Below are 18249 nucleotides of genomic sequence, written 5' to 3'. Positions count from 1 at the left end.
AAGGAGCATCTGAAATGCCCACGCCCACCAAGGGTGCCCGCCTCGGCGGTAGCCCGGCACACGAGAAGCTCATCATGGCCAACCTGGCCACCGAGCTCTTCCGGCACGGGAAGATCAAGACCACCGAGACGAAGGCCAAGCGGCTGCGCCCGCTGGCTGAGCAGCTCATCACGAAGGCCAAGCGCGGCGACCTGCACGCCCGGCGCCGGGTGCTGACCGTCGTGAAGGACAAGGACGTCGTGTACGCCCTGTTCGAGCAGATCGCTCCGCGGTACACCGGCCGCCCCGGTGGTTACACCCGGATCACCAAGACCGGTCCCCGCAAGGGCGACGCCGCGCCGATGGCGATCATCGAGCTGGTCGAGGAGCTCCAGGTCGCGGCCACCACCGCGCCCGCCGCGAAGGCCGCCGCTCGCCAGGCGACCGCGCAGCAGGACAAGGTCGAGGCCCTGGCGCCGGAGGAGACGGCTCCGGCCGCCACCGAGGACCAGGACTCCGAGCCGCCGGTCAACGCCTCCGGTGACAAGGGCGCCGAGGGCCCTGGTGACAAGGCCGAGGGCGAAGACACCGACAAGGCCTGACCTCAGGTCAGCAGGCCCGGCATCCGTTCAGGGTGCCGGGCCTTTCGGTTGCAAGGACACGATTGACCGGTACGACCGGAGCGCACGGCCCGTGGCCGCGGGGGCGCCAGCCGGGTCGTGGGCAAGGCCGAGGAGCGCGCTGCGGGATGACGGAAAAGATCCGCCTACGACTCGACGTCTCGTACGACGGCGCGGACTTCTCGGGCTGGGCGGCGCAGCCCGGCCGGCGGACCGTCGCCGGGGTCCTCGCCGAGGCCCTGAACCGGGTCCTCGGCGCCCCGGGAGCGGACTGGCCGCTCGGGCTGACCGTGGCCGGGCGCACCGACGCGGGGGTGCACGCCACCGGCCAGGTGTGCCACATCGACCTGCCGGCCGAGCGGTACGAGGAACTGGCCGGCTCCCTGCTGCGCCGGCTGAACGCGCTGATGCCGCCGGACGCCCGGATCAAGGGCGTGGTGCCGGTGCCGGAGTCGTTCGACGCCCGCTTCTCGGCCACGTTCCGCCGGTACGAGTACCGGGTCTGTGACGACGGCTGGGGCCCGGAGCCGCTGCGCCGGTACGACACTCTGGCCTGGCTGCGCCCGCTCGACCTGGACCGGCTGAACGCGGCCGCCGCCGGGCTGCTCGGCGAGCACGACTTCGCGGCGTTCTGCAAGCGCAAGGAGCACGCCACCACGATCCGCGCGATCGCCCGCCTGGACTGGCGCCGCGAGGCCGACCGCACGCTGGTGGCGACCGTGCAGGCCGACGCGTTCTGCCAGGCGATGGTCCGCAGCCTGGTGGGCGCGATGCTGGCGGTCGGCGAGGGCCGGCGGGAGCCGGAGTGGCCGGCCAGGCTGCTCACCCTGCGCGAGCGTTCCAGCGAGGTGACAGTGGCGCCGGCGCACGGCCTCACCCTGGTCGCGGTCGGCTACCCGGACGAGGCGGAGTACGCCGCCCGCGCCGAGGCGACCCGCCGGCTGCGCGCCTGACAGCGCCGGCGAGGTGCTGGGCCGCGAGCCCGGCGTCGGGTCTCCGCCGCACGGCGCCGGCGGGGCGCCGGCCGCGAGTCCGGCATCGGGTGACCATCGCCGGTCACCCGATCGGCGCCGCGCGACGGTCCAGCACCTGTTCGGTGAGGTAGTCGTCGAGCAGGTGGCCGGTCACCTCGCCCAGCGCCGGGCCGGCGGCCGGGACCGGCTCGCCGCCCGGCCCGGTGATCACGCAGTACAGCAGGTAGTGGCCGTGGGCGCGCCAGCCGATCGGGGTGCCCGCGGCGGTCGCGCCACCGGACATCTCGGTGAACCCGCCGTCGCCGGTCTCGACGAGTGCGCGGACCCGGTCGGCGACCGCCGCGGCGCCCTGCGAGTCGGCCAGGTTGAGGATGCCGGCGGTGACCCGGTAGCCGCCCTCTGGGACGGTCAGGGCCGCTCGGACCGCCTGCGAACATCCGTACGCCGCGAGCGCCGGCCGCAAGCCGCCGGTGACCGCGAGCCGGCAGTCGGCCTGGACCACCGCATCGCCGACCCGGTAGCCGGCGGCGCCGGCCGGGAAGGCCTCCGGGACCGACAGCGGCTCGGGGTCCGCCGCCCGGGTGTCGATGCCCGGACCGGCGGCCGCCCGCCGCGGGTTCTCGGACAGGATCAGGAAGCCGAGCGTCAGCAGGATGCCGAGCACGATCATCGCGCCCAGGCCGTGGGTCAGCAGTTGCATGGTCTGATGCGGCTCACGCCCGGGACGTCTCCGCGGGCGGACCCGGGGCCGGATGTGCTGGCGGTGCTGGCCGCCGGTGGCCCGGGGGAGATGCCGGACCAGGAACATCGGGTGGGGTGCGGGGACGGCGCGATGGGCGGAGCGGTTCGGGGTGGCGTACCGCATGGGTGACAACCGTAGGAGCGTATGCCGATCCGGGAACGCACAGCCTGTCCGGCACCCGGTGGTCCGTGCTGCGTTGTGGCGCGAGAAACTGACCTGGTGACCGCCGAGCATTACTTCAGCACCGACCCGGACGCCCCGATGCGACGGGGCGAGATCGAGTTCAGCGTGGCCGGCCGGCATTATCGGCTCGCCGTGGCCGCCGGGGTGTTCTCCGCCGGGCGGCTCGACCCGGGCACCGCGGTGCTGCTGCGCAAGGCGACGCTGCCCGGCGCGGCCACCGAGGGGGCGCTGCTCGACCTCGGCTGTGGGTACGGCCCGATCGCCTGTGTGCTGGCCACCGAGGCGCCCGCGGCCACTGTCCACGCGATCGACGTCAACTCCCGGGCCCGCGAGCTCACCGCCGAGAACGCGGCGACACTGGGACTGGGCGACCGGGTGCGGGTGAGCGCGCCGGACGACGTGCCGGACGACGTCGAGTTCGCCCAGATCTGGAGCAACCCGCCCACCCACGTCGGCAAGGCCGAGCTGCACGCGCTGATGGACCGCTGGCTGCCCCGGCTCGCCCCGGGCGGCGTCGCCTGGCTGGTGATCAACCGGAACCTCGGGGGTGACTCGCTGCACACCTGGCTGGCCGGGCGGGGGTGGATGGTCGACCGGGTGGCCAGCCAGAAGGGTTTCCGGGTGCTCAGAGTCGGCGGAAAACCGGCTGCCGCCTGAGTCCTCGACCCGGCAGGATGCCCTGCATGGGTTACGTGGATGTCGCCGGCGCCGGGTTCGTGCTGCCCGACGGCCGGGAGCTGTTCGCCGACGTGTCGTTCCGGGTCGGTGAGGGCGCCAAGGTCGCGCTGGTCGGGCCGAACGGGGCGGGCAAGACCACCCTGCTGCGGATGGTGGCCGGGGACATCCCGACGCAGAGCGGGACGATCGCGCGCTCCGGCGGGCTGGGCGTGATGCGCCAGTTCATCGGCATGATCGGCGACGACCGTTCGTTGGAGGACCTGGCGCTGTCGCTGGTCGCGCCGGCGTTGCGGGAGGCCGGCTCGGCGCTGCGGCGCGCGGGCGAGGCTCTGGACGAGACCGAGAAGAGCCAGATCGCGTACGCGAACGCGCTGGCCACCTGGGGCGAGGCCGGTGGGTACGACGCCGAGGTGCTCTTCGACACGGTGGCTGTCTCGATCCTCGGCAAGCCGTGGGAGGAGGCCCGCAGCCGCGTGGTCCGCACCCTCTCCGGCGGCGAGCAGAAACGCTTCGCCCTCGACCTGCTGCTGCGCGGCGGTGACGAGGTGCTGTTGCTGGACGAGCCGGACAACTTCCTCGACGTGCCCGCCAAGCGCTGGCTGGAGCAGCGGATCCGCGAGTCCAACAAGTCGGTGCTGTTCATCTCCCACGACCGGGAGTTGCTCGCGCAGACCGCCGACCGGGTGGTGGCGGTCGAGGGCGGCGGCGCGTGGACCCACCCGGGCGGGTTCGCCTCCTGGCACGAGGCCCGCTCCAACCGGCACGACCGGATGGAGGAGCTGCGCCGGCGTTGGGACGAGGAGCACGAGAAACTCCGCGAGCTGGTGTTCACGCTGAAGAACAAGGCGGCGTACAACGACGGTCTCGCCTCGCGTTACCAGGCGGCGCAGACCCGGCTGCGCAAGTTCGAGGAGGCCGGCCCGCCGCCGCTGCCGCCCAAGGAGCAGTCGGTCCGGATGAACCTGCGCGGCGGCCGCACCGGCAAGCGTTCGGTGATCTGCGAGGGCCTGGAACTGGAGGATCTGACCTTCCCGTTCGACCTGGAGATCTGGTACGGCGACCGGGTCGCGGTGCTCGGCGCGAACGGCACCGGCAAGTCCCACTTCCTGCGCCTGCTCGCGGCCGGCGGCAGTGAGCCCGATCTGGAGCACAAGCCGGTCGACGGGGCGCCGCTCGCGCACGTGGCGCACACCGGCGTGGCCCGGCTCGGCGCGCGGGTCCGGCCCGGCCACTTCTCGCAGACCCACGACCGGCCCGAGCTGGTGGACAAGACGCTTGTCGAGATCCTCTGGCGGGGTGACGAGCACCGCTCCGGGATGGACCGGGCGGGCGCGATGAAGCACCTGAGCCGTTACGAGCTGTCCGCCCAGGGCGACCAGCGGTTCGGCACGCTCTCCGGCGGTCAGCAGGCGCGCTTCCTGGTGCTGCTGCTCGAGTTGTCCGGGGCGACGTTGCTGCTGCTCGACGAGCCGACCGACAACCTGGACCTGGCCTCGGCGGAGGCTCTGGAGGAGGGGTTGAAGGCGTTCGACGGGACGGTGATCGCGGTCACCCACGACCGCTGGTTCACCCGCTCCTTCGATCGTTTCGTGCTGTTCCGGGGCGACAACGAGGTCGTCGAGACCCCGGCGCCCGTCTGGGACGTTCGCTGAGCTGCCGGCTGCGCTGCCCGGACGCCAGACACCCGGTGAGAGGGGACTCGCCGCCGCCGCCCGATCGCCAGGGGCGTCGGAGAATCGAGTCCCATCTCACCGGCGGCGTTCGCTAGCTTTTCGCGTCACGAAAGGGTTAGGGTCCGGTTACAAGAAACCCCACGGGAGTCCGGGCACCGGGCTGAGAGGGGGGCTGATGCGGCCCCCGACCGTCGAACCTGATCCGGGTAATGCCGGCGCAGGGAGGAGTGCGTCATGGACGCTCTTTCGTTCCCCCGACTGCATGTGATCACCGACGACATCGACGTCGTGCGCGGTGTGGCCCAGCCTGGCGTGGCAGTGCAGATCAGAGTCAAGACCACTGACAACGCGGCGTACGCGCTGACCCGGCAAGCGGTCGGCATCTGCCGGGCGGCCGGGGCGATGTGCCTGGTCAACGATCGGATCGGGGTCGCGCTGGCGGCGGGTGCCGACGGGGTGCACGTGGGCGCCGACGACCTGCCGGTCGAGGCCGTGCGGCGGGTGCTCGGGCCGGACGCGGTGGTCGGGGCGACCTGCCGTACTCCGGAATCGGCGCGGGCCGCGGTCGAGCACGGCGCGACCTACCTGGGGGTCGGGCCGGCGTTCGAGACCTCCACCAAGGACGGGCTGCCGCCACCGCTCGGGCCCGGTCGGATCGCGGTCGTCGCGGCCGCCGTTCCGGGCACGCCGGTGGTGGCGATCGGCGGGATCACGCTGGATCGGGTGGCGCTGTTCGCGGGACGGGCGCACGGGGTGGCGGCGGTCTCCGCGTTCGCCGCCGATCCGCGGGGGGCGGCCGCCGCGTTCCTCGCCGCGCTGAGCCCCACGGTCGTCTCCGGTCCTGCGCCGGCTTCGCCCGTGCCGGCCTCTTCGCCGGAGGCGGCGGCATGAAGGTCGGGATCGTCGGCGGCGGGATCATCGGGCTGGCCGCCGGAGCCGAACTGCTGCGGCGCGGCGCGGACGTCACGGTCTACGACCCGGCCCCGGACGGCGGGGACGGCGCCTGGCACGTCGCCGCCGGGATGCTCGCTCCGGGCGGCGAGTCGGTCTTCGAGTTCCCGCAGCTGGAGCGCCTGCTGGAAGCGTCCAGCCGGCTGTGGCCGGAGTTCGCCGCGGCCCTGGGCGACGTCGGCTACGACGACGCGGGGACCGTCGGGGTGGCGCTGACCGCGGACGACGTGGCCGAGATGGCCCGCGAGTGGAAGCATCAGAAGTTGTCCCCGCTCACCGGCTCGCAGGTGCGGGATCTGGAACCGGCCCTGTCGCCGCGGATCCGGGCGGGCGCCCACGCGCCCACCGAGCGGCAAGTGGACCCCCGCCGGGTGGTCTCCGCCCTGCGCGAGATCCTCGCGGGCCGGCTCGTCCGCCGGAACGTCGCCGACCTGTCCGAGGTGGTCGCGGACGCGACGGTGGTCGCGGCCGGCTGCGGCACGGCGGCGCTCACCGGCCTGCCGATCCGCCCGGTCAAGGGCCAGGTGCTCCGCCTGCGCGGCGAACCGGGCCTGCTCCGGCACGTGATCGACGGCGCCGCGGACGGCCGGCACGTCTACCTGGTCCCGCGGGCGGACGGCGAGGTCGTCGTCGGCGCCACCCAGGAGGAGCGCACCGACCGGCAGCCCACCGCCGGGGGCGTCCACGACCTGCTGCGCGCCGCCCTCGACCTGGTCCCCGGTCTCGCCGACCACGAGCTCGCCGAGGTCACCGTCGGGCACCGCCCGTGCACCCCGGACAACGCCCCGATCATCGGCCGCCTGCGCGACAACGTGTTCGTCGCCGCCGGCCACCACCGCAACGGGATCCTGCTCACCCCGATCACCGCGCGGCTCGTCGCCGACCTGGTGCTCACCGGGACAGCGGACCCGATCATCGACGACTTCACTCCCGGGAGGTTCGGATGCGCCTGATCGTCAACGGCCGGCACCAGACCCGGCCGGACTCCTGCTCGGTGGCCGCGCTGGTCGCCGAGATCACCGACGCGCACCGGGGCGTCGCGGTCGCCGTGAACGGCTCGGTCGTCCCGCGCAGCACCTGGGCGCAGGTCGGCCTGGCCGACGGCGACGCGGTCGAGGTGCTCACCGCGGCGCAGGGCGGTTAAGATGTTCCTACCGGAGAACGGGCTGATCCTCGGCACCGGCGGCGCGAACAGCCTGGCCGCTCTCGAAGAGGCCATCGTCGCGTCGCAGACCGATCTGGTCACGGTCGCGCTGCGGCGGGTCGAGGCGGCCGGGCCGGGCCTGCTGCCGATGCTGGACCGGCTGCGGGTGCGGATCCTGCCGAACACCGCCGGCTGCTTCACCGCCGGGGACGCGGTCAAGACCGCCCAGCTGGCCCGCGAGGCGTTCGAGACCGATCTGATCAAACTCGAGGTGATCGGCGACGAGCGGACCCTGCTGCCGGACGGCGTCGAGCTGCTGCGGGCGGCCGAGGTGCTGGTCGCGGACGGGTTCACGGTCCTGCCGTACACCACCGACGACCCGATCCTGGCCCGCCGGCTGGCCGACGCGGGCTGTGCCGCGGTGATGCCGGCCGGCTCGCCGATCGGTTCCGGGCTGGGCATCTCGAACCCGCACCACATCGAGCTGATCCGGCAGAACGTCGACGTCCCGGTGGTCCTGGACGCCGGCATCGGCACCGCCTCGGACGCCGCGCTCGCGATGGAGCTGGGCTGCGACGCGGTGCTGGTGGCCAGCGCGATCACCCGGGCCGACGAGCCGGCGGTGATGGCGGCGGCGATGCGGCACGCGGTCGCGGCCGGGCGCCTGGCCCGCGAGGCCGGGCGGATCCCGCGCCGCTTCCACGCGGTCGCGTCCACCTCGGACGAGGGGATCCCGGTGTGGTGACGCCGGGCGGGCTGGTGGTGCTCACCGATCGGCGGTCCGCAACCGGGCCGCTGGTGGAGGTGGTCGCGGCGGCGGTGCGCGGTGGCGCTGAGTGGGTGGTGTTGCGGGAGCGCGATCTGCCGTACGACGGGCGCGTCGCCCTCGTCGAGCAACTGCGCTCCGTGGTCCCCGCCGGGCGGCTGATCGTGGCCGGCCCGGATCCGCTGGGCGGGACCGCTGTGCACCTGTCCGCGGCCGATCCGGTGCCCCCGGGGGTGCCTCTGGTGGGGCGCTCGTGGCACGGCGCCGAGCCGCTGTCCGGCGTGGACTACGTGACGCTCTCGCCGATCTACCCGACCGCGACCAAGCCGGGCTACGGCCCGCCGCTGGGCGCCACGCACGCGGCCGCGCTGGCCGGCGCCCGGCCGTGGCTGGCGCTCGGCGGGGTCGATTCGGCGGAGCGGGCCGCGGAGTGCGCGGCCGCCGGAGCCGCCGGCATCGCCGTCCTCGGCGCGATCATGCGAGCCCCGGACCCGGAGCGGGCAGCCCGGACCCTGGCCACCGCCTTCACCCGCGAGACACCCCTGGCGACCAGCCGTGACCTGCCGGCCGGCGCTGAGCGGTCGCTCCGGACCCGTGAGGCACCCCTGGCGGCCAGCCGCGGGCTGGTGGCTGGCGGTGCGGGGGGTGTCGGAGGGATCGAGGGACCTTCGGAGGCCGGACGGCAGGGATGGGTCGCGGGGCCTGGGGTGGGCCCGGCCCGCGCGCGGGGGGTGAGGGTGTGACGCCGCCGGTGGTGCTGACCATCGCGGGGTCGGACTCCGGCGGGGGAGCCGGGATCCAGGCCGACCTCAAGACGTTCGCGGCGCTGGGGGCCTACGGCACCTCGGTGCTCACCGCGATCACCGCGCAGAACACGCTCGGCGTGACCGCGATCCACCCGGTGCCGGCCGAGGTCGTCGCCGCGCAGCTCGACGCCGTGCTGACCGATCTGCCGGTGGCCGCCGTCAAGGTCGGGATGATCGCGGATCCGGCCGTCGCCAAGGTGATCGCCGACCGGGCCGCCGAGCTGCCGAACCTCGTCGTCGACCCGGTGCTGGTGTCCACCTCGGGCAGCCGGCTCGGGGAGGCCGCGGTGGTCTCGGTGCTCATGCCGTACGCCCGGGTCGTCACGCCGAACCGGCAGGAAGCCGGCGCCCTCGGCGGACGTCCGGTCGAGACCACCTCGGAGATGGCCGCGATGGCGACCGAGCTGGCCGCGACCGGGCCGCGCGCCGTGGTGGTGACCGGCAGCGAGCTCGCGGTCGACGTGCTCTGGCACGACGGCGTCGTCACCACGCTGCCCGGGGAGCCGGTGCGCACGCCGAACAACCACGGTTCGGGGTGCACGTTCTCCTCCGCGATCGCGGTGCGGCTGGCGCTCGGCGATCCGGTGCCGGCCGCGGTGGCGGCCGCGAAGGAGTACGTCGCCGGGGCGCTGCGCGGCGGCGCCGGCTGGGAGCTGGGCGCCGGTCCGGGCCCGCTCGACCACTTCTGGGCTCGGTCCTAACCGGCCCGTCTGGAGACTCCGGCGGATCAGCGCTGCCAGCGGCCGCCGGCTTTGTACCTATCTGGGAGGAATCATGAGGCGCAAGGTCTACGTGGAGGGCTCCCGTCCGGAGATCCGCGTGCCGTTCAGCGAGGTGGTGCTGACCGGTGACAACCCGCCGGTCCGGCTCTACGACACGTCCGGTCCGGGCAGCGACCCGTCGGTCGGCCTGCCCCCGCTGCGAAAACCGTGGTGGAGCGGGCGGACCCAGCTCGCCGCCGCGCGGGCCGGCGGCATCACGCCGGAGATGGAGTTCGTGGCGGTCCGCGAAGGCGTCGACCCCGCCCTGGTCCGCGACGAGATCGCGGCGGGGCGCGCGGTGCTGCCGGCCAACCGCAACCACCCGGAGTCCGAGCCGATGATCATCGGGTCGAGGTTTCTGGTGAAGGTCAACGCGAACATCGGCACCTCGGCGGTCACCTCGTCGGTCGCCGAGGAGGTGGAGAAGCTGACCTGGGCGACGCGGTGGGGCGCGGACACCGTGATGGACCTGTCCACCGGGCCGCGGATCCACGAGACCCGTGAGGCGATCGTCCGCAACTCGCCGGTGCCGATCGGGACCGTGCCGATCTACCAGGCGTTGGAGAAGGTCAACGGCGACCCGCTCAAGCTCACCTGGGAGCTGTTCCGGGAGACCGTCATCGAACAGGCCGAGCAGGGCGTCGACTACATGACGATCCACGCCGGGGTGCTGCTCGCGCACGTGCCGCTGGCGGCCGAGCGGGTGACCGGCATCGTCTCCCGGGGCGGGTCGATCATGGCGGCCTGGTGCCTCGCGGAACACCGGGAGAACTTCCTCTACACGCACTTCCGCGAGCTGTGCGAGATCTTCCGGGAGTACGACATCACGTTCTCCCTCGGTGACGGCCTGCGGCCGGGCTCGATCGCGGACGCCAACGACGAGGCCCAGTTCGCCGAGCTGCGCACCTTGGGCGAGCTGACCCACATCGCCTGGGAGTACGACGTGCAGGTGATGGTCGAAGGGCCCGGCCACGTGCCGATGCACAAGATCAAGGAGAACGTCGACCTGCAGCAGGAGCTGTGCGCCGGCGCGCCGTTCTACACGCTCGGCCCGCTGGCCACCGACATCGCGCCCGCCTACGACCACATCACGTCCGCGATCGGCGCCGCGATGATCGGCATGTTCGGCACCGCGATGCTCTGCTACGTCACCCCCAAGGAACACCTCGGCCTGCCGAACAAGGAGGACGTCAAGGCCGGGATGATCGCCTACAAGATCGCGGCGCACTCGGCCGACCTGGCGAAGGGGCATCCCGGCGCGCAGGCCTGGGACGACGCGCTGTCGCACGCGCGGTTCGAGTTCCGCTGGGAGGACCAGTTCGAGCTGGCGCTGGACCCGGAGACCGCCCGCTCTTACCACGACGAGACGCTGCCGGCCGCGCCGGCCAAGACCGCGCACTTCTGCTCGATGTGCGGCCCGAAGTTCTGCTCCATGAAGATCAGCCACGAGTTGCGGGCGGCCGGGATGAAGGCGAAGTCGTCGGAGTTCGTGGACGCGGGCGGGCGGGTGTACCTGCCGGTCACGCCGTAGCCCGGTGGGGACGGGTGTGCCTGCCGGTGTCGTAGCCGGCGGGCGCACGTCCGCTTCCGCTGCCGCAGCGGCGACGCCGCCCGGGTGCCGTCCGGTGCGCGCGGGTTGCGGGAGCCGCTTGGAAAATGGCGAACGGCGCGCGGCGGCCGTCCGGAGGCGGCCGCCGCGTACGTACCGAAGGACTTCTCAGAGCTTGTAGAAGGTCACGTAGTGATCGGGCGTGAAGTACGCGACCTTCGTGCCGCGGTCGACCACGATGCGGTAGGCGTCCCGCGACGCGCCCTTGGCGCGCGAGTAGACGTCGTACTCGTTGTAGGTGGCCGACGGCAGGTAGCCCTCCCGGTTCTGGAAGGTGCCACCGGTGTAGTTGTAGTTGCCGTAGGGCCAGGAGTACCAGCCGGCGCTGAGCGGCCAGCCGAGCGTCTTCCAGCCGTTGACCGCGGTGCGCGCGGCAGAGCAGCGGCTGATCGTGCAGGTGGGGTAGACGGCGGCCTGCGCGGCCGCGGTGTGGGTGGGCGCGACCACGGCGGGGGCGACCAGGGCGGTGCCGGCCAGGCCGAGGACCACGGCCAGGCCGAGGAGCAGCCGGCGTACGCGGGGCAGGGGACCAGTCACGTTCGAACTCCGATGCCAGAAGGGTGGTAGATCCCGGACACCGGTCATCGTCTCCGCACGAGGTGCCTGGCGGTACCTCCCGGATGCATCATTCCATCGGAGTTTACGCATGCTTTACTGGCCGCCGAGCCCGCTCACCCAGTCGACGTAGTCGGTCTCCTGGGCGGGCCGGTGCGGGCCGCTGATCGAGGTGGGCTCGACCACCGGACCGCGCGGCGCGGTGACCCGGGACTGCTCGGCGGTGACCGAGCCGGTGTGCACGGCGTTGAAGCCGTTGAAGGAGTCGCCGCCCGGCGCCTGCTGCGGGGGAGCGGCGGGCGCGGGGGAGCGGCGCCCACCCCAGCCCGGCGCCGCCTTCGGCCGCTGGCCGGAGAAGCGCGGCGGGTTCTCCGGGGCCGGCGCCTTGGGCGGGGCCTGGGTCGGGGTCGGCTGCGGGGGGAACGGCACACCTGAGCGGAACGGGCTGCCGGTGCCGCCGGCGAACGGGTTGTTCGGAGTGCCCGCCGCCGGGATGACCCCGGTGTCGGAGGGGCGCAGCTGGTCCTCGGGGCGCTGCGCGGCGGCGGCCGCGGCCTGCGCGATCGCGGACCGGACCGGCACGTCGCGCTTCGGCAGCGGCGGAGCCGGGACGGCCGGTGGGGCGGCTGGTGGGACGGCCGGTGGGACGGCCGGTGGGGCGGCCGGTGGGGCGGCCGGGCCGGACTCCGGCCCGGACTCCGGCTCGGGCCGGGCCTTCTCGGACGGCACCTGGCCCGGGACGGCCGCGAGCACCGATCCGAGCACTCCGGCGCCGCACGCGGTCATCGCCGACCAGTACGGGTCGTGCTGGAACCCGGCCGCGCCCGCCTCCGGCCCGGCCACCAGATACGCCGCGGTGAGCAGCGCCGGCCCGGTCAGCCCGGCCAGGCCGGCGGCCAGGACCGGCAGCCGGCGGCCGCGGGCCACCCAGCCGGTCGCCAGGCCGGCGAGCAGCGACAGCACCGGCATGGTCAGCAGGGCGGTGTGCGCGGCCACGGCTGGCGGGACGAGGCTGCCGCTCAGCACGCCGAGCCGGATCCCGATCGGGGTGTGGCCGGGCAGCAGCGACGGGACGATCGAGACCAGCGCCACGATCCACATCAGCACGCTCAGCGCCGCCGCGTTCCAGCGCGCCGCCGGCTTGGCGGCGACCGCCCAGGCGGCGAAGACGCCGGCCGCGGCGCCGAGCCCGGCGGCCACGCCGATCACGAAGACCGGCTGCACCCCGGCGACCTGCGCGGACCGGGCCGGCTGCATGGTCAGCGGGAGGACGGCGAGCGAGCCGAGGCCGGCCGCGATGCCGATCGAGAGCGCGCCGCCGGCGCCCACCGGGCGGGTGCGCCAGCGGGCGCCCAGAGCGGTGGCGACGATCGCGCCGATCGCGGCGGCGCTCATCGTGATCCAGGCGACCCAGGCGAGTTGTGCCGTCCATTGATCACGGGCAGTGACGTCGAGAACGCGATCCAGCCGGACGATGCCGAGTCCGTAGGCCATGCCGAGTTGGCCGGCTCCGACCACGGCGGCGGCCGTGGCGGTGGTGGCCAGCAACTTCACCCAGCTCCGAATTGCCATGCCGGGCACGTTACGGAATGCGGCGGCCGGTTCGCCAGGGGGAGCCCGCCTTCTTAAGGCACCCTAAAGTCTGGATCTTCGTCAATAGAAGAACCTCGATTGCTATACGTTACGGCGAGTAACTTCAATACAACGTACGGAACAGTTGCCAGACCACGCTCCAGAGTGGACACTGTCCGGCACGGACAACGAGTCCGTCGCGTCGTGCCGATCCTTGCGAACGTGAGACCCCTGCTCAGATGCCGCGGTTTCCTCAGCGCACGGAACAGGACTCTCACATAGTGGTTGGAATCGTGAAGGTGTTCGGTTGCCGTGACCGCCGGAGCGGTCTCGGATGAGGCATTCGCGCACGTCAACGCCGCGCTGCCGGCCGGCGGGACGGCACGCGCGCGGTTACCACCCGGACAGCCGGGTGGTTTCCGGGAGGATCCAGGCTTCCCAAAACCGCCGGGGGTCTGATGAAATCGCCGCCGTGCCGATAACGGCAGGGACCTTGCTGCGTGCGCCGGACGGGGCCGGACCGCAGACCCCGGGCGGCGCCGCGGAGGCGACGACAGCGCTCCGGGGCGTTCAGCGAGGCGGGACGACCGCGAAGGAGATGTCGTGAGGACGGGATCCTCGGGCCTGGCTGTGCGACGCGGTCCGCTCCCGTGGCTCCGGGACGCCCGGATCCGCGCCAAGCTCGCCGGCCTTCTCGTCATCCCGCTGACGGCGGTGCTGGTGCTGGCCACGGTGCGGCTGATGGATGTGCGGGGCCGGGCCAGCGACGCCGGCCGCGTCGCCGACCTCACCGGGCTGGGCACCGACCTCTCCGGCCTGACCCGGCTGCTGCACCGCGAGCGGATGGCCGCCGCCGCCTTCCTGACCGACCCGGACGCCTCGCCGGACGCCTACCGGGACGCCACCGAGTCCGTCGACGCGCAGGCACAGACGTTCCGCCGGCACCGCGGCGAGCTCCGCGCGGTGCCGGCCCGGGTGGGCGAGCGGCTCCAGCTGATCCAGGAACAGCTCGGCACGCTCACCGACACGCGCGGCGCGGTCTGGGCGCGCAAGGACGTGACGGTCGCCACCGCGGTCCAGCGCTACGGCGAGATCCTCGACGAGCTGTCCGATTTCGACGAGTCGGTGAGCCAGATCGCGATGCCCGGCGCCACCGCCGACGGGCTGCGCGCGCTCGCCGCGTTCAGCCGGATCCAGGCGGCCACCGCCGACCAGGAGGCCGCGGCGTACGTGGTCCGGATCACCGGCCAGCTCAGCTCCGTCTGGCAGCAGGAGCTGATCGGCGCGCGGGCCGCACGGCAGGACGCGCTCGACGACTTCCGGAAGATCGCCGGCGCCGACCAGGTGGGCCTGGTCGAGGCGGCCCTCGCGGACGCCGCCGTGGCCCGGGCGGACGGCCTGGTCACCCGGCTCACCGGGGCGGGCGCGGTGCCGGTGGGGGAGCTGACGAAGGCGTACGGCCAAGTCCTCGATCGTCTCCGGACGGCCGAGACCACCCTGGAGGCCGAGATCCTCGAGGTGGCCCAGGACGACAGCTCGGCCACCACGAAGCGTTCCACGCTCGAGTTCGTGGTGGTGCTGCTGGTCCTGATCGCCGCCCTGGCGCTCGCCTTCTACCTGGGCCGTAACCTGCACCTCTCGCTGCGGCGGCTGCGCGAGGGCGCGCTCGCGGTGGCGCACCGTGACCTGCCGGACGCGGTCAGCCGCCTGCAGGACGTGGAGAGCCTGGGCGAGGGCGGCGTCGACCGGATCGTCGCGCAGACCCGGGACCCGATCCGGCTCACCGAGCGCGACGAGTTCGGGCAGGTGGCCGAGGCGTTCAACATGGTGCACCGGGAGGCCATCCGGGTCGCCGCCGAGCAGGCCGCGCTGCGCACCAGCGTCTCCGCGATGTTCCTGAGCCTGGCCCGGCGCAGTCAGGCGCTGGTCGACCGGATGATCGGCGAGCTCGACCAGATCGAACGCGCCGAGGAGGACCCGAAGCGGCTGGCCAAGCTCTTCGACCTGGACCACCTCGCCACCCGGATGCGCCGCAACGACGAGAACCTGCTGGTCCTGGCGGGCGCCGACGTGGGCGCGCCGCGCCGCGAGGACGCGCTGCTGGTCGACGTGCTCCGGGCCGCGCAGTCCGAGGTGGAGCTCTACCACCGGGTCGAGTTCGGCGCGATCGACACCGACGTCTCGATCGCCGCGGCCGCGGTCAACGACGTGGTCCGGCTGATCGCGGAGCTGCTCGACAACGCGACCCGCTTCTCGCCGCCGACCACAGTGGTGATGGCACAGGGCCGCCTGGCCGGCGACCACGCGACCGTCTCGGTCGAGGACCACGGGCTGGGCATCTCGCCGGAGCAGCTGGAGCAGATCAACCGTCGGCTGAACGAGCCGGCCGAGGTGGACGCGTCCGCGTTCCGGCTGATGGGCTTCGCGGTGATCGCGCGGCTGGCGGCCCGGCACGGGATCGGGGTGCGGCTGCTGCCGCACCGGGACGGCGGGACGATCGCCGAGATCACCCTGCCCGCCGAGATCGTGGTGCTGCCCGGCGCGCCGGCGACCAACCCCGGGCGGGCGGCCAGCTGGACCCGGCCCGGACCGGCTCCGCAGCCGGTCGGGGGCGGTGAGCGCAGGCCCGAGGTGCGCCCGCCGATCCGGGCGACTCCGGCGCACCCGCACGCGCCGGCGCTGCCTCGGTGGGCGCAGATGGCCGCCGAGCGCCCGGCCGAGCTGGATCTGCGGCCGACGCCGGACCGGCCGAAGCTGCCGACCCGGGTGCCGCAGCCGGCCGCGCCGATGGATCCGCCCTCGGCGCCGCTGTTCGCGCCGGTATCGGCCGGGCCGCAGCCGGTGTCCGCGACGCCGAGCTGGGCCAGGTCCGATTCTGCACAGCATCCGGTTTCGGCTCCGGCTTCCCCGGTTTCGGCTCCGGCTTCCCCGGTTTCGGCTCCGGCCTCGCCGGCTCCGGCTCCGGCCTCGCCGGCTCCGGCTCCGGCCTCGCCGGCTCCGGCTCCGGCCTCGCCGGTTTCCGGTCCGGGCTCGCCGGTGGAGGCGGCCGAGCCCATCCATGTGGAGATGCAGCACAACTGGTTCGAATCCGAGCCGGACAGCTCCGCCGGGGCCGGAAGGCCCGGCGCGCCGGACTGGCAGGGCATGCCCACCGCCGGCTACGCCCCGGCCCCGGTCTCCGCGGCGCCCGTTCCGGTGTCCACGACCCCGGCAATGCGCGCGGAGACGAACAACCGCCCGGAAACACCGGACAACGCGGAGGCGAACACCCGCGAGAATCGCGACCACCGCGCCTCTCGCACTGAACCGAACACCCCTGAGAACCGTACGATCCCCCAGCCGGCGGTCCCCCGACCACGTACCGCCCCCGAGGATCGCTGGCGGACCGCCGCCGACGAAGGATGGCAGCGCGCGATGGCCGCTTCCGCACCCCAGGACGCCGGCACCACCCGCTCCGGACTGCCGAAGCGGATCCCGCAGGCGCAACTCGTACCGGGCGGGGTGCAGGAGACGCCTCGCGCACACAACCGTCGCAGCCCTGACGACGTACGTGGACTTCTCTCCGCGTACACCCGAGGGGTTCAGCGAGGGCGGACGGACGGCGTCGCCGAACCCGCCGCCGCGGCACCACAGGCTCCTAAGGAGAACGAACAGTGACCAGGCCTCCCACCATGCACGACATGGGCTGGCTGCTCAACAACTTCGCCGACAGCATCGCGGGCATCGCGCACGTGGTCGCGGTCTCCGCGGACGGCTTGTTGCTGGCATGCTCGCGGGATCTGCCGGCCGACCGGGCCGACCAGCTGGCCGCGATCACATCCGGCGTGGTCAGTCTGACCGACGGCGCGTCCCGGATGTTCACCGCAGGGAAGGTCCAGCAGACCATCATCGAGATGGACAGCGGTTATCTTTTCCTGATGTCCATCAGCGACGGTTCGTCGATGGCCGTGCTCGCGGCGCGCAGCTGCGACGTCGGCCAGGTCGGCTACGAGATGGCTCTGCTGGTGGAGCGCGTCGGCGCGGCCCTGTCGCCGGCGGCGCGCGAGGCCGTCAGCCACTAGGCGCCGGGGTCGGCTGGACCCCGGCGGAGATGAGGTGACCGCGACATGACACAGCCGCACGATCCCCGGGGGAACCTGGTGCGGCCGTACGCGGTGACCCGCGGCCGCACCGAACCGATCCGGGACATCCCGATCGAGGCGGTCCTGGTCGCCAGTTCGGCGGCCGTACAGGAAGCGCGCTTCGCCGGACATGACAAATACCGCATCGCCGTGCTGTGTGAGCCGAAAGCGCAATCGCTGGCCGAACTCGCGGCGCTCACCCGGCTGCCTCTCGGGGTGGCCCGGGTCCTCGTCGCCGACATGGTCGCCGACGGTTTGCTCACGCTGCACAGTGCCGCTCCGCGCAAGGGCTTCACGGAGCGGATGGATCTTCTGGGAAGGGTTTTGAGTGGACTTCGCAAGCTCTGAGCGGGCGGGTGCCCCTCCTTCGGAGATCACGTCGGCGAAGATCGTCATCGCCGGCGGCTTCGGCGTCGGCAAGACGACGCTGGTCGGCGCGGTCTCCGAGATCGAGCCGCTGACCACGGAGGCGGTGATGACCGCGGCCGGCGCGGGCATCGACGACGCGTCCAAGGTGCCGGAGAAGGGCACCACCACGGTGGCCATGGACTTCGGCCGCATCACCATGGCCGAGGATTTGATCCTCTACCTGTTCGGCACCCCGGGCCAGACCCGCTTCTGGTTCATGTGGGACGAGCTGATCCGCGGCGCGGTCGGCGCCGCGGTGCTGGTCGACACCCGCCGGCTGACCGACGCGTTCGCCCCGCTCGACTACTTCGAGAACCGGCACCTGCCCTACCTGGTGGCGGTGAACTGCTTCGACGGCGCACCCCGCTACGAGGCCGAGGAGGTCCGCGAGGCGCTCGCCATCCCGGCCCGGGTCCCGCTGATCATGTGCGACGCCCGCCATCGCGAGTCGGTCAAGGCGGTCCTGATCGGCGTGGTCGAGCACGCCATGAACACCCTCGTGGCCGAGCACGAGCAGGGCGTCGGGGTCGGCTGAGCCGTACCGTCTGAAGATCAACTTCAAGATCTTCAGGTGGTACGCCGGTTGTCGGTCCAGATCGTCGTTCCCGCCGGGCGGGGCGGCGATCTGGCCGCTGGCGCCTCCACGGCGATCGCCGCCCCCTTCTTCCCCCGGCGTTGGCCCCGCGACGTGGAGGCGGACCGCACCC

The 18249-nt window shown here is 73.3% G+C and carries 17 protein-coding genes, 1 pseudogene and 1 riboswitch; of the genes and pseudogenes, 15 read left to right on the top strand and 3 right to left on the bottom strand.

What is annotated here, in order from left to right; genetic code table 11:
• Positions 1 to 14 precede the first annotated feature (14 nt).
• On the top strand, positions 15 to 581 hold the full coding sequence (gene rplQ / locus Asi03nite_RS18500) for a 50S ribosomal protein L17 (RefSeq protein WP_203681325.1): 567 nt from the start codon (positions 15 to 17) through the stop codon (positions 579 to 581).
• A gap of 146 nt (positions 582 to 727) precedes the next feature.
• A complete protein-coding gene (gene truA / locus Asi03nite_RS18495) occupies positions 728 to 1552 on the top strand; it encodes a tRNA pseudouridine(38-40) synthase TruA (protein ID WP_203681323.1) in 825 nt (274 codons plus the stop codon).
• Between the two features lie 103 nt (positions 1553 to 1655).
• Here the strand turns inward: truA and Asi03nite_RS18490 are convergent, their stop codons facing one another.
• Positions 1656 to 2438, bottom strand: a complete 783-nt coding sequence (locus tag Asi03nite_RS18490) for a hypothetical protein (protein ID WP_203681321.1) — start codon at positions 2436 to 2438, stop codon at positions 1656 to 1658.
• Positions 2439 to 2534: 96 nt separating this feature from the next.
• Between Asi03nite_RS18490 and Asi03nite_RS18485 the strand changes: the two genes are divergently transcribed.
• The 9 genes and pseudogenes from Asi03nite_RS18485 (at position 2535) to thiC (ending at position 10808) form a co-directional block, all read left to right on the top strand.
• Positions 2535 to 3155 carry a class I SAM-dependent methyltransferase gene (locus Asi03nite_RS18485; protein ID WP_203681320.1) on the top strand — a complete coding sequence of 207 codons (621 nt, stop codon included), beginning with the start codon at positions 2535 to 2537 and terminating at the stop codon, positions 3153 to 3155.
• Between the two features lie 26 nt (positions 3156 to 3181).
• Positions 3182 to 4828 carry an ABC-F family ATP-binding cassette domain-containing protein gene (locus tag Asi03nite_RS18480; protein WP_203681318.1) on the top strand — a complete coding sequence of 549 codons (1647 nt, stop codon included), beginning with the start codon at positions 3182 to 3184 and terminating at the stop codon, positions 4826 to 4828.
• A 151-nt stretch (positions 4829 to 4979) separates the two neighbouring features.
• Positions 4980 to 5090, top strand: a riboswitch (TPP riboswitch).
• A complete protein-coding gene (locus tag Asi03nite_RS18475; RefSeq protein WP_203681316.1) occupies positions 5084 to 5740 on the top strand; it encodes a thiamine phosphate synthase in 657 nt (218 codons plus the stop codon). Its footprint overlaps the riboswitch before it by 7 nt.
• Positions 5737 to 6753: a glycine oxidase ThiO gene (gene thiO, locus Asi03nite_RS18470; protein ID WP_203681314.1), complete on the top strand. Its 1017-nt coding sequence runs from the start codon at positions 5737 to 5739 to the stop codon at positions 6751 to 6753. The genes Asi03nite_RS18475 and thiO overlap by 4 nt, the downstream gene beginning before the upstream one ends.
• Positions 6744 to 6944, top strand: coding sequence for a sulfur carrier protein ThiS (thiS, locus tag Asi03nite_RS18465; RefSeq protein WP_203681312.1), 201 nt, complete (start codon positions 6744 to 6746; stop codon positions 6942 to 6944). Before thiO ends, thiS begins: the two co-directional genes overlap by 10 nt.
• 1 nt (position 6945) lies before the next feature.
• Complete coding sequence (locus Asi03nite_RS18460; RefSeq protein ID WP_203681310.1) at positions 6946 to 7689, top strand: thiazole synthase; 744 nt, start codon at positions 6946 to 6948, stop codon at positions 7687 to 7689.
• A pseudogene (locus Asi03nite_RS18455) lies at positions 7683 to 8264 on the top strand (thiamine phosphate synthase); the annotation flags it as partial. The gene Asi03nite_RS18460 and the pseudogene Asi03nite_RS18455, both read left to right, overlap by 7 nt.
• A 185-nt stretch (positions 8265 to 8449) precedes the next feature.
• Complete coding sequence (gene thiD / locus Asi03nite_RS18450) at positions 8450 to 9217, top strand: bifunctional hydroxymethylpyrimidine kinase/phosphomethylpyrimidine kinase (RefSeq protein WP_203681308.1); 768 nt, start codon at positions 8450 to 8452, stop codon at positions 9215 to 9217.
• A 73-nt stretch (positions 9218 to 9290) separates the two neighbouring features.
• Positions 9291 to 10808 (top strand): phosphomethylpyrimidine synthase ThiC, encoded by a 1518-nt coding sequence (thiC, locus tag Asi03nite_RS18445; RefSeq protein WP_203681306.1) that lies wholly within the window; start codon positions 9291 to 9293, stop codon positions 10806 to 10808.
• A gap of 186 nt (positions 10809 to 10994) precedes the next feature.
• Here the strand turns inward: thiC and Asi03nite_RS18440 are convergent, their stop codons facing one another.
• Positions 10995 to 11423, bottom strand: a complete 429-nt coding sequence (locus tag Asi03nite_RS18440; protein ID WP_373872137.1) for a ribonuclease domain-containing protein — start codon at positions 11421 to 11423, stop codon at positions 10995 to 10997.
• Positions 11424 to 11537: 114 nt separating this feature from the next.
• Positions 11538 to 13013, bottom strand: coding sequence for a hypothetical protein (locus Asi03nite_RS18435; protein WP_203681302.1), 1476 nt, complete (start codon positions 13011 to 13013; stop codon positions 11538 to 11540).
• Between the two features lie 603 nt (positions 13014 to 13616).
• Between Asi03nite_RS18435 and Asi03nite_RS18430 the strand changes: the two genes are divergently transcribed.
• The 4 genes from Asi03nite_RS18430 to Asi03nite_RS18415 are packed head-to-tail and all read left to right on the top strand — an operon-like array spanning position 13617 to position 18077.
• Positions 13617 to 16670, top strand: a complete 3054-nt coding sequence (locus Asi03nite_RS18430) for a sensor histidine kinase (RefSeq protein ID WP_203681300.1) — start codon at positions 13617 to 13619, stop codon at positions 16668 to 16670.
• A complete protein-coding gene (locus tag Asi03nite_RS18425; RefSeq protein WP_203681298.1) occupies positions 16667 to 17074 on the top strand; it encodes a roadblock/LC7 domain-containing protein in 408 nt (135 codons plus the stop codon). Before Asi03nite_RS18430 ends, Asi03nite_RS18425 begins: the two co-directional genes overlap by 4 nt.
• A gap of 45 nt (positions 17075 to 17119) precedes the next feature.
• Complete coding sequence (locus tag Asi03nite_RS18420) at positions 17120 to 17482, top strand: DUF742 domain-containing protein (RefSeq protein WP_203681296.1); 363 nt, start codon at positions 17120 to 17122, stop codon at positions 17480 to 17482.
• A complete protein-coding gene (locus Asi03nite_RS18415; protein WP_203681294.1) occupies positions 17463 to 18077 on the top strand; it encodes a GTP-binding protein in 615 nt (204 codons plus the stop codon). The genes Asi03nite_RS18420 and Asi03nite_RS18415 overlap by 20 nt, the downstream gene beginning before the upstream one ends.
• Positions 18078 to 18249: the final 172 nt, after the last annotated feature.

Source organism: Actinoplanes siamensis, from assembly GCF_016862395.1.
In the GTDB taxonomy this organism is placed as follows: Bacteria; Actinomycetota; Actinomycetes; order Mycobacteriales; family Micromonosporaceae; genus Actinoplanes; species Actinoplanes siamensis.
The sequence above is the reverse complement of the archived record's forward strand: the minus strand, read 5'-3'. Positions and strand labels throughout refer to the sequence as shown.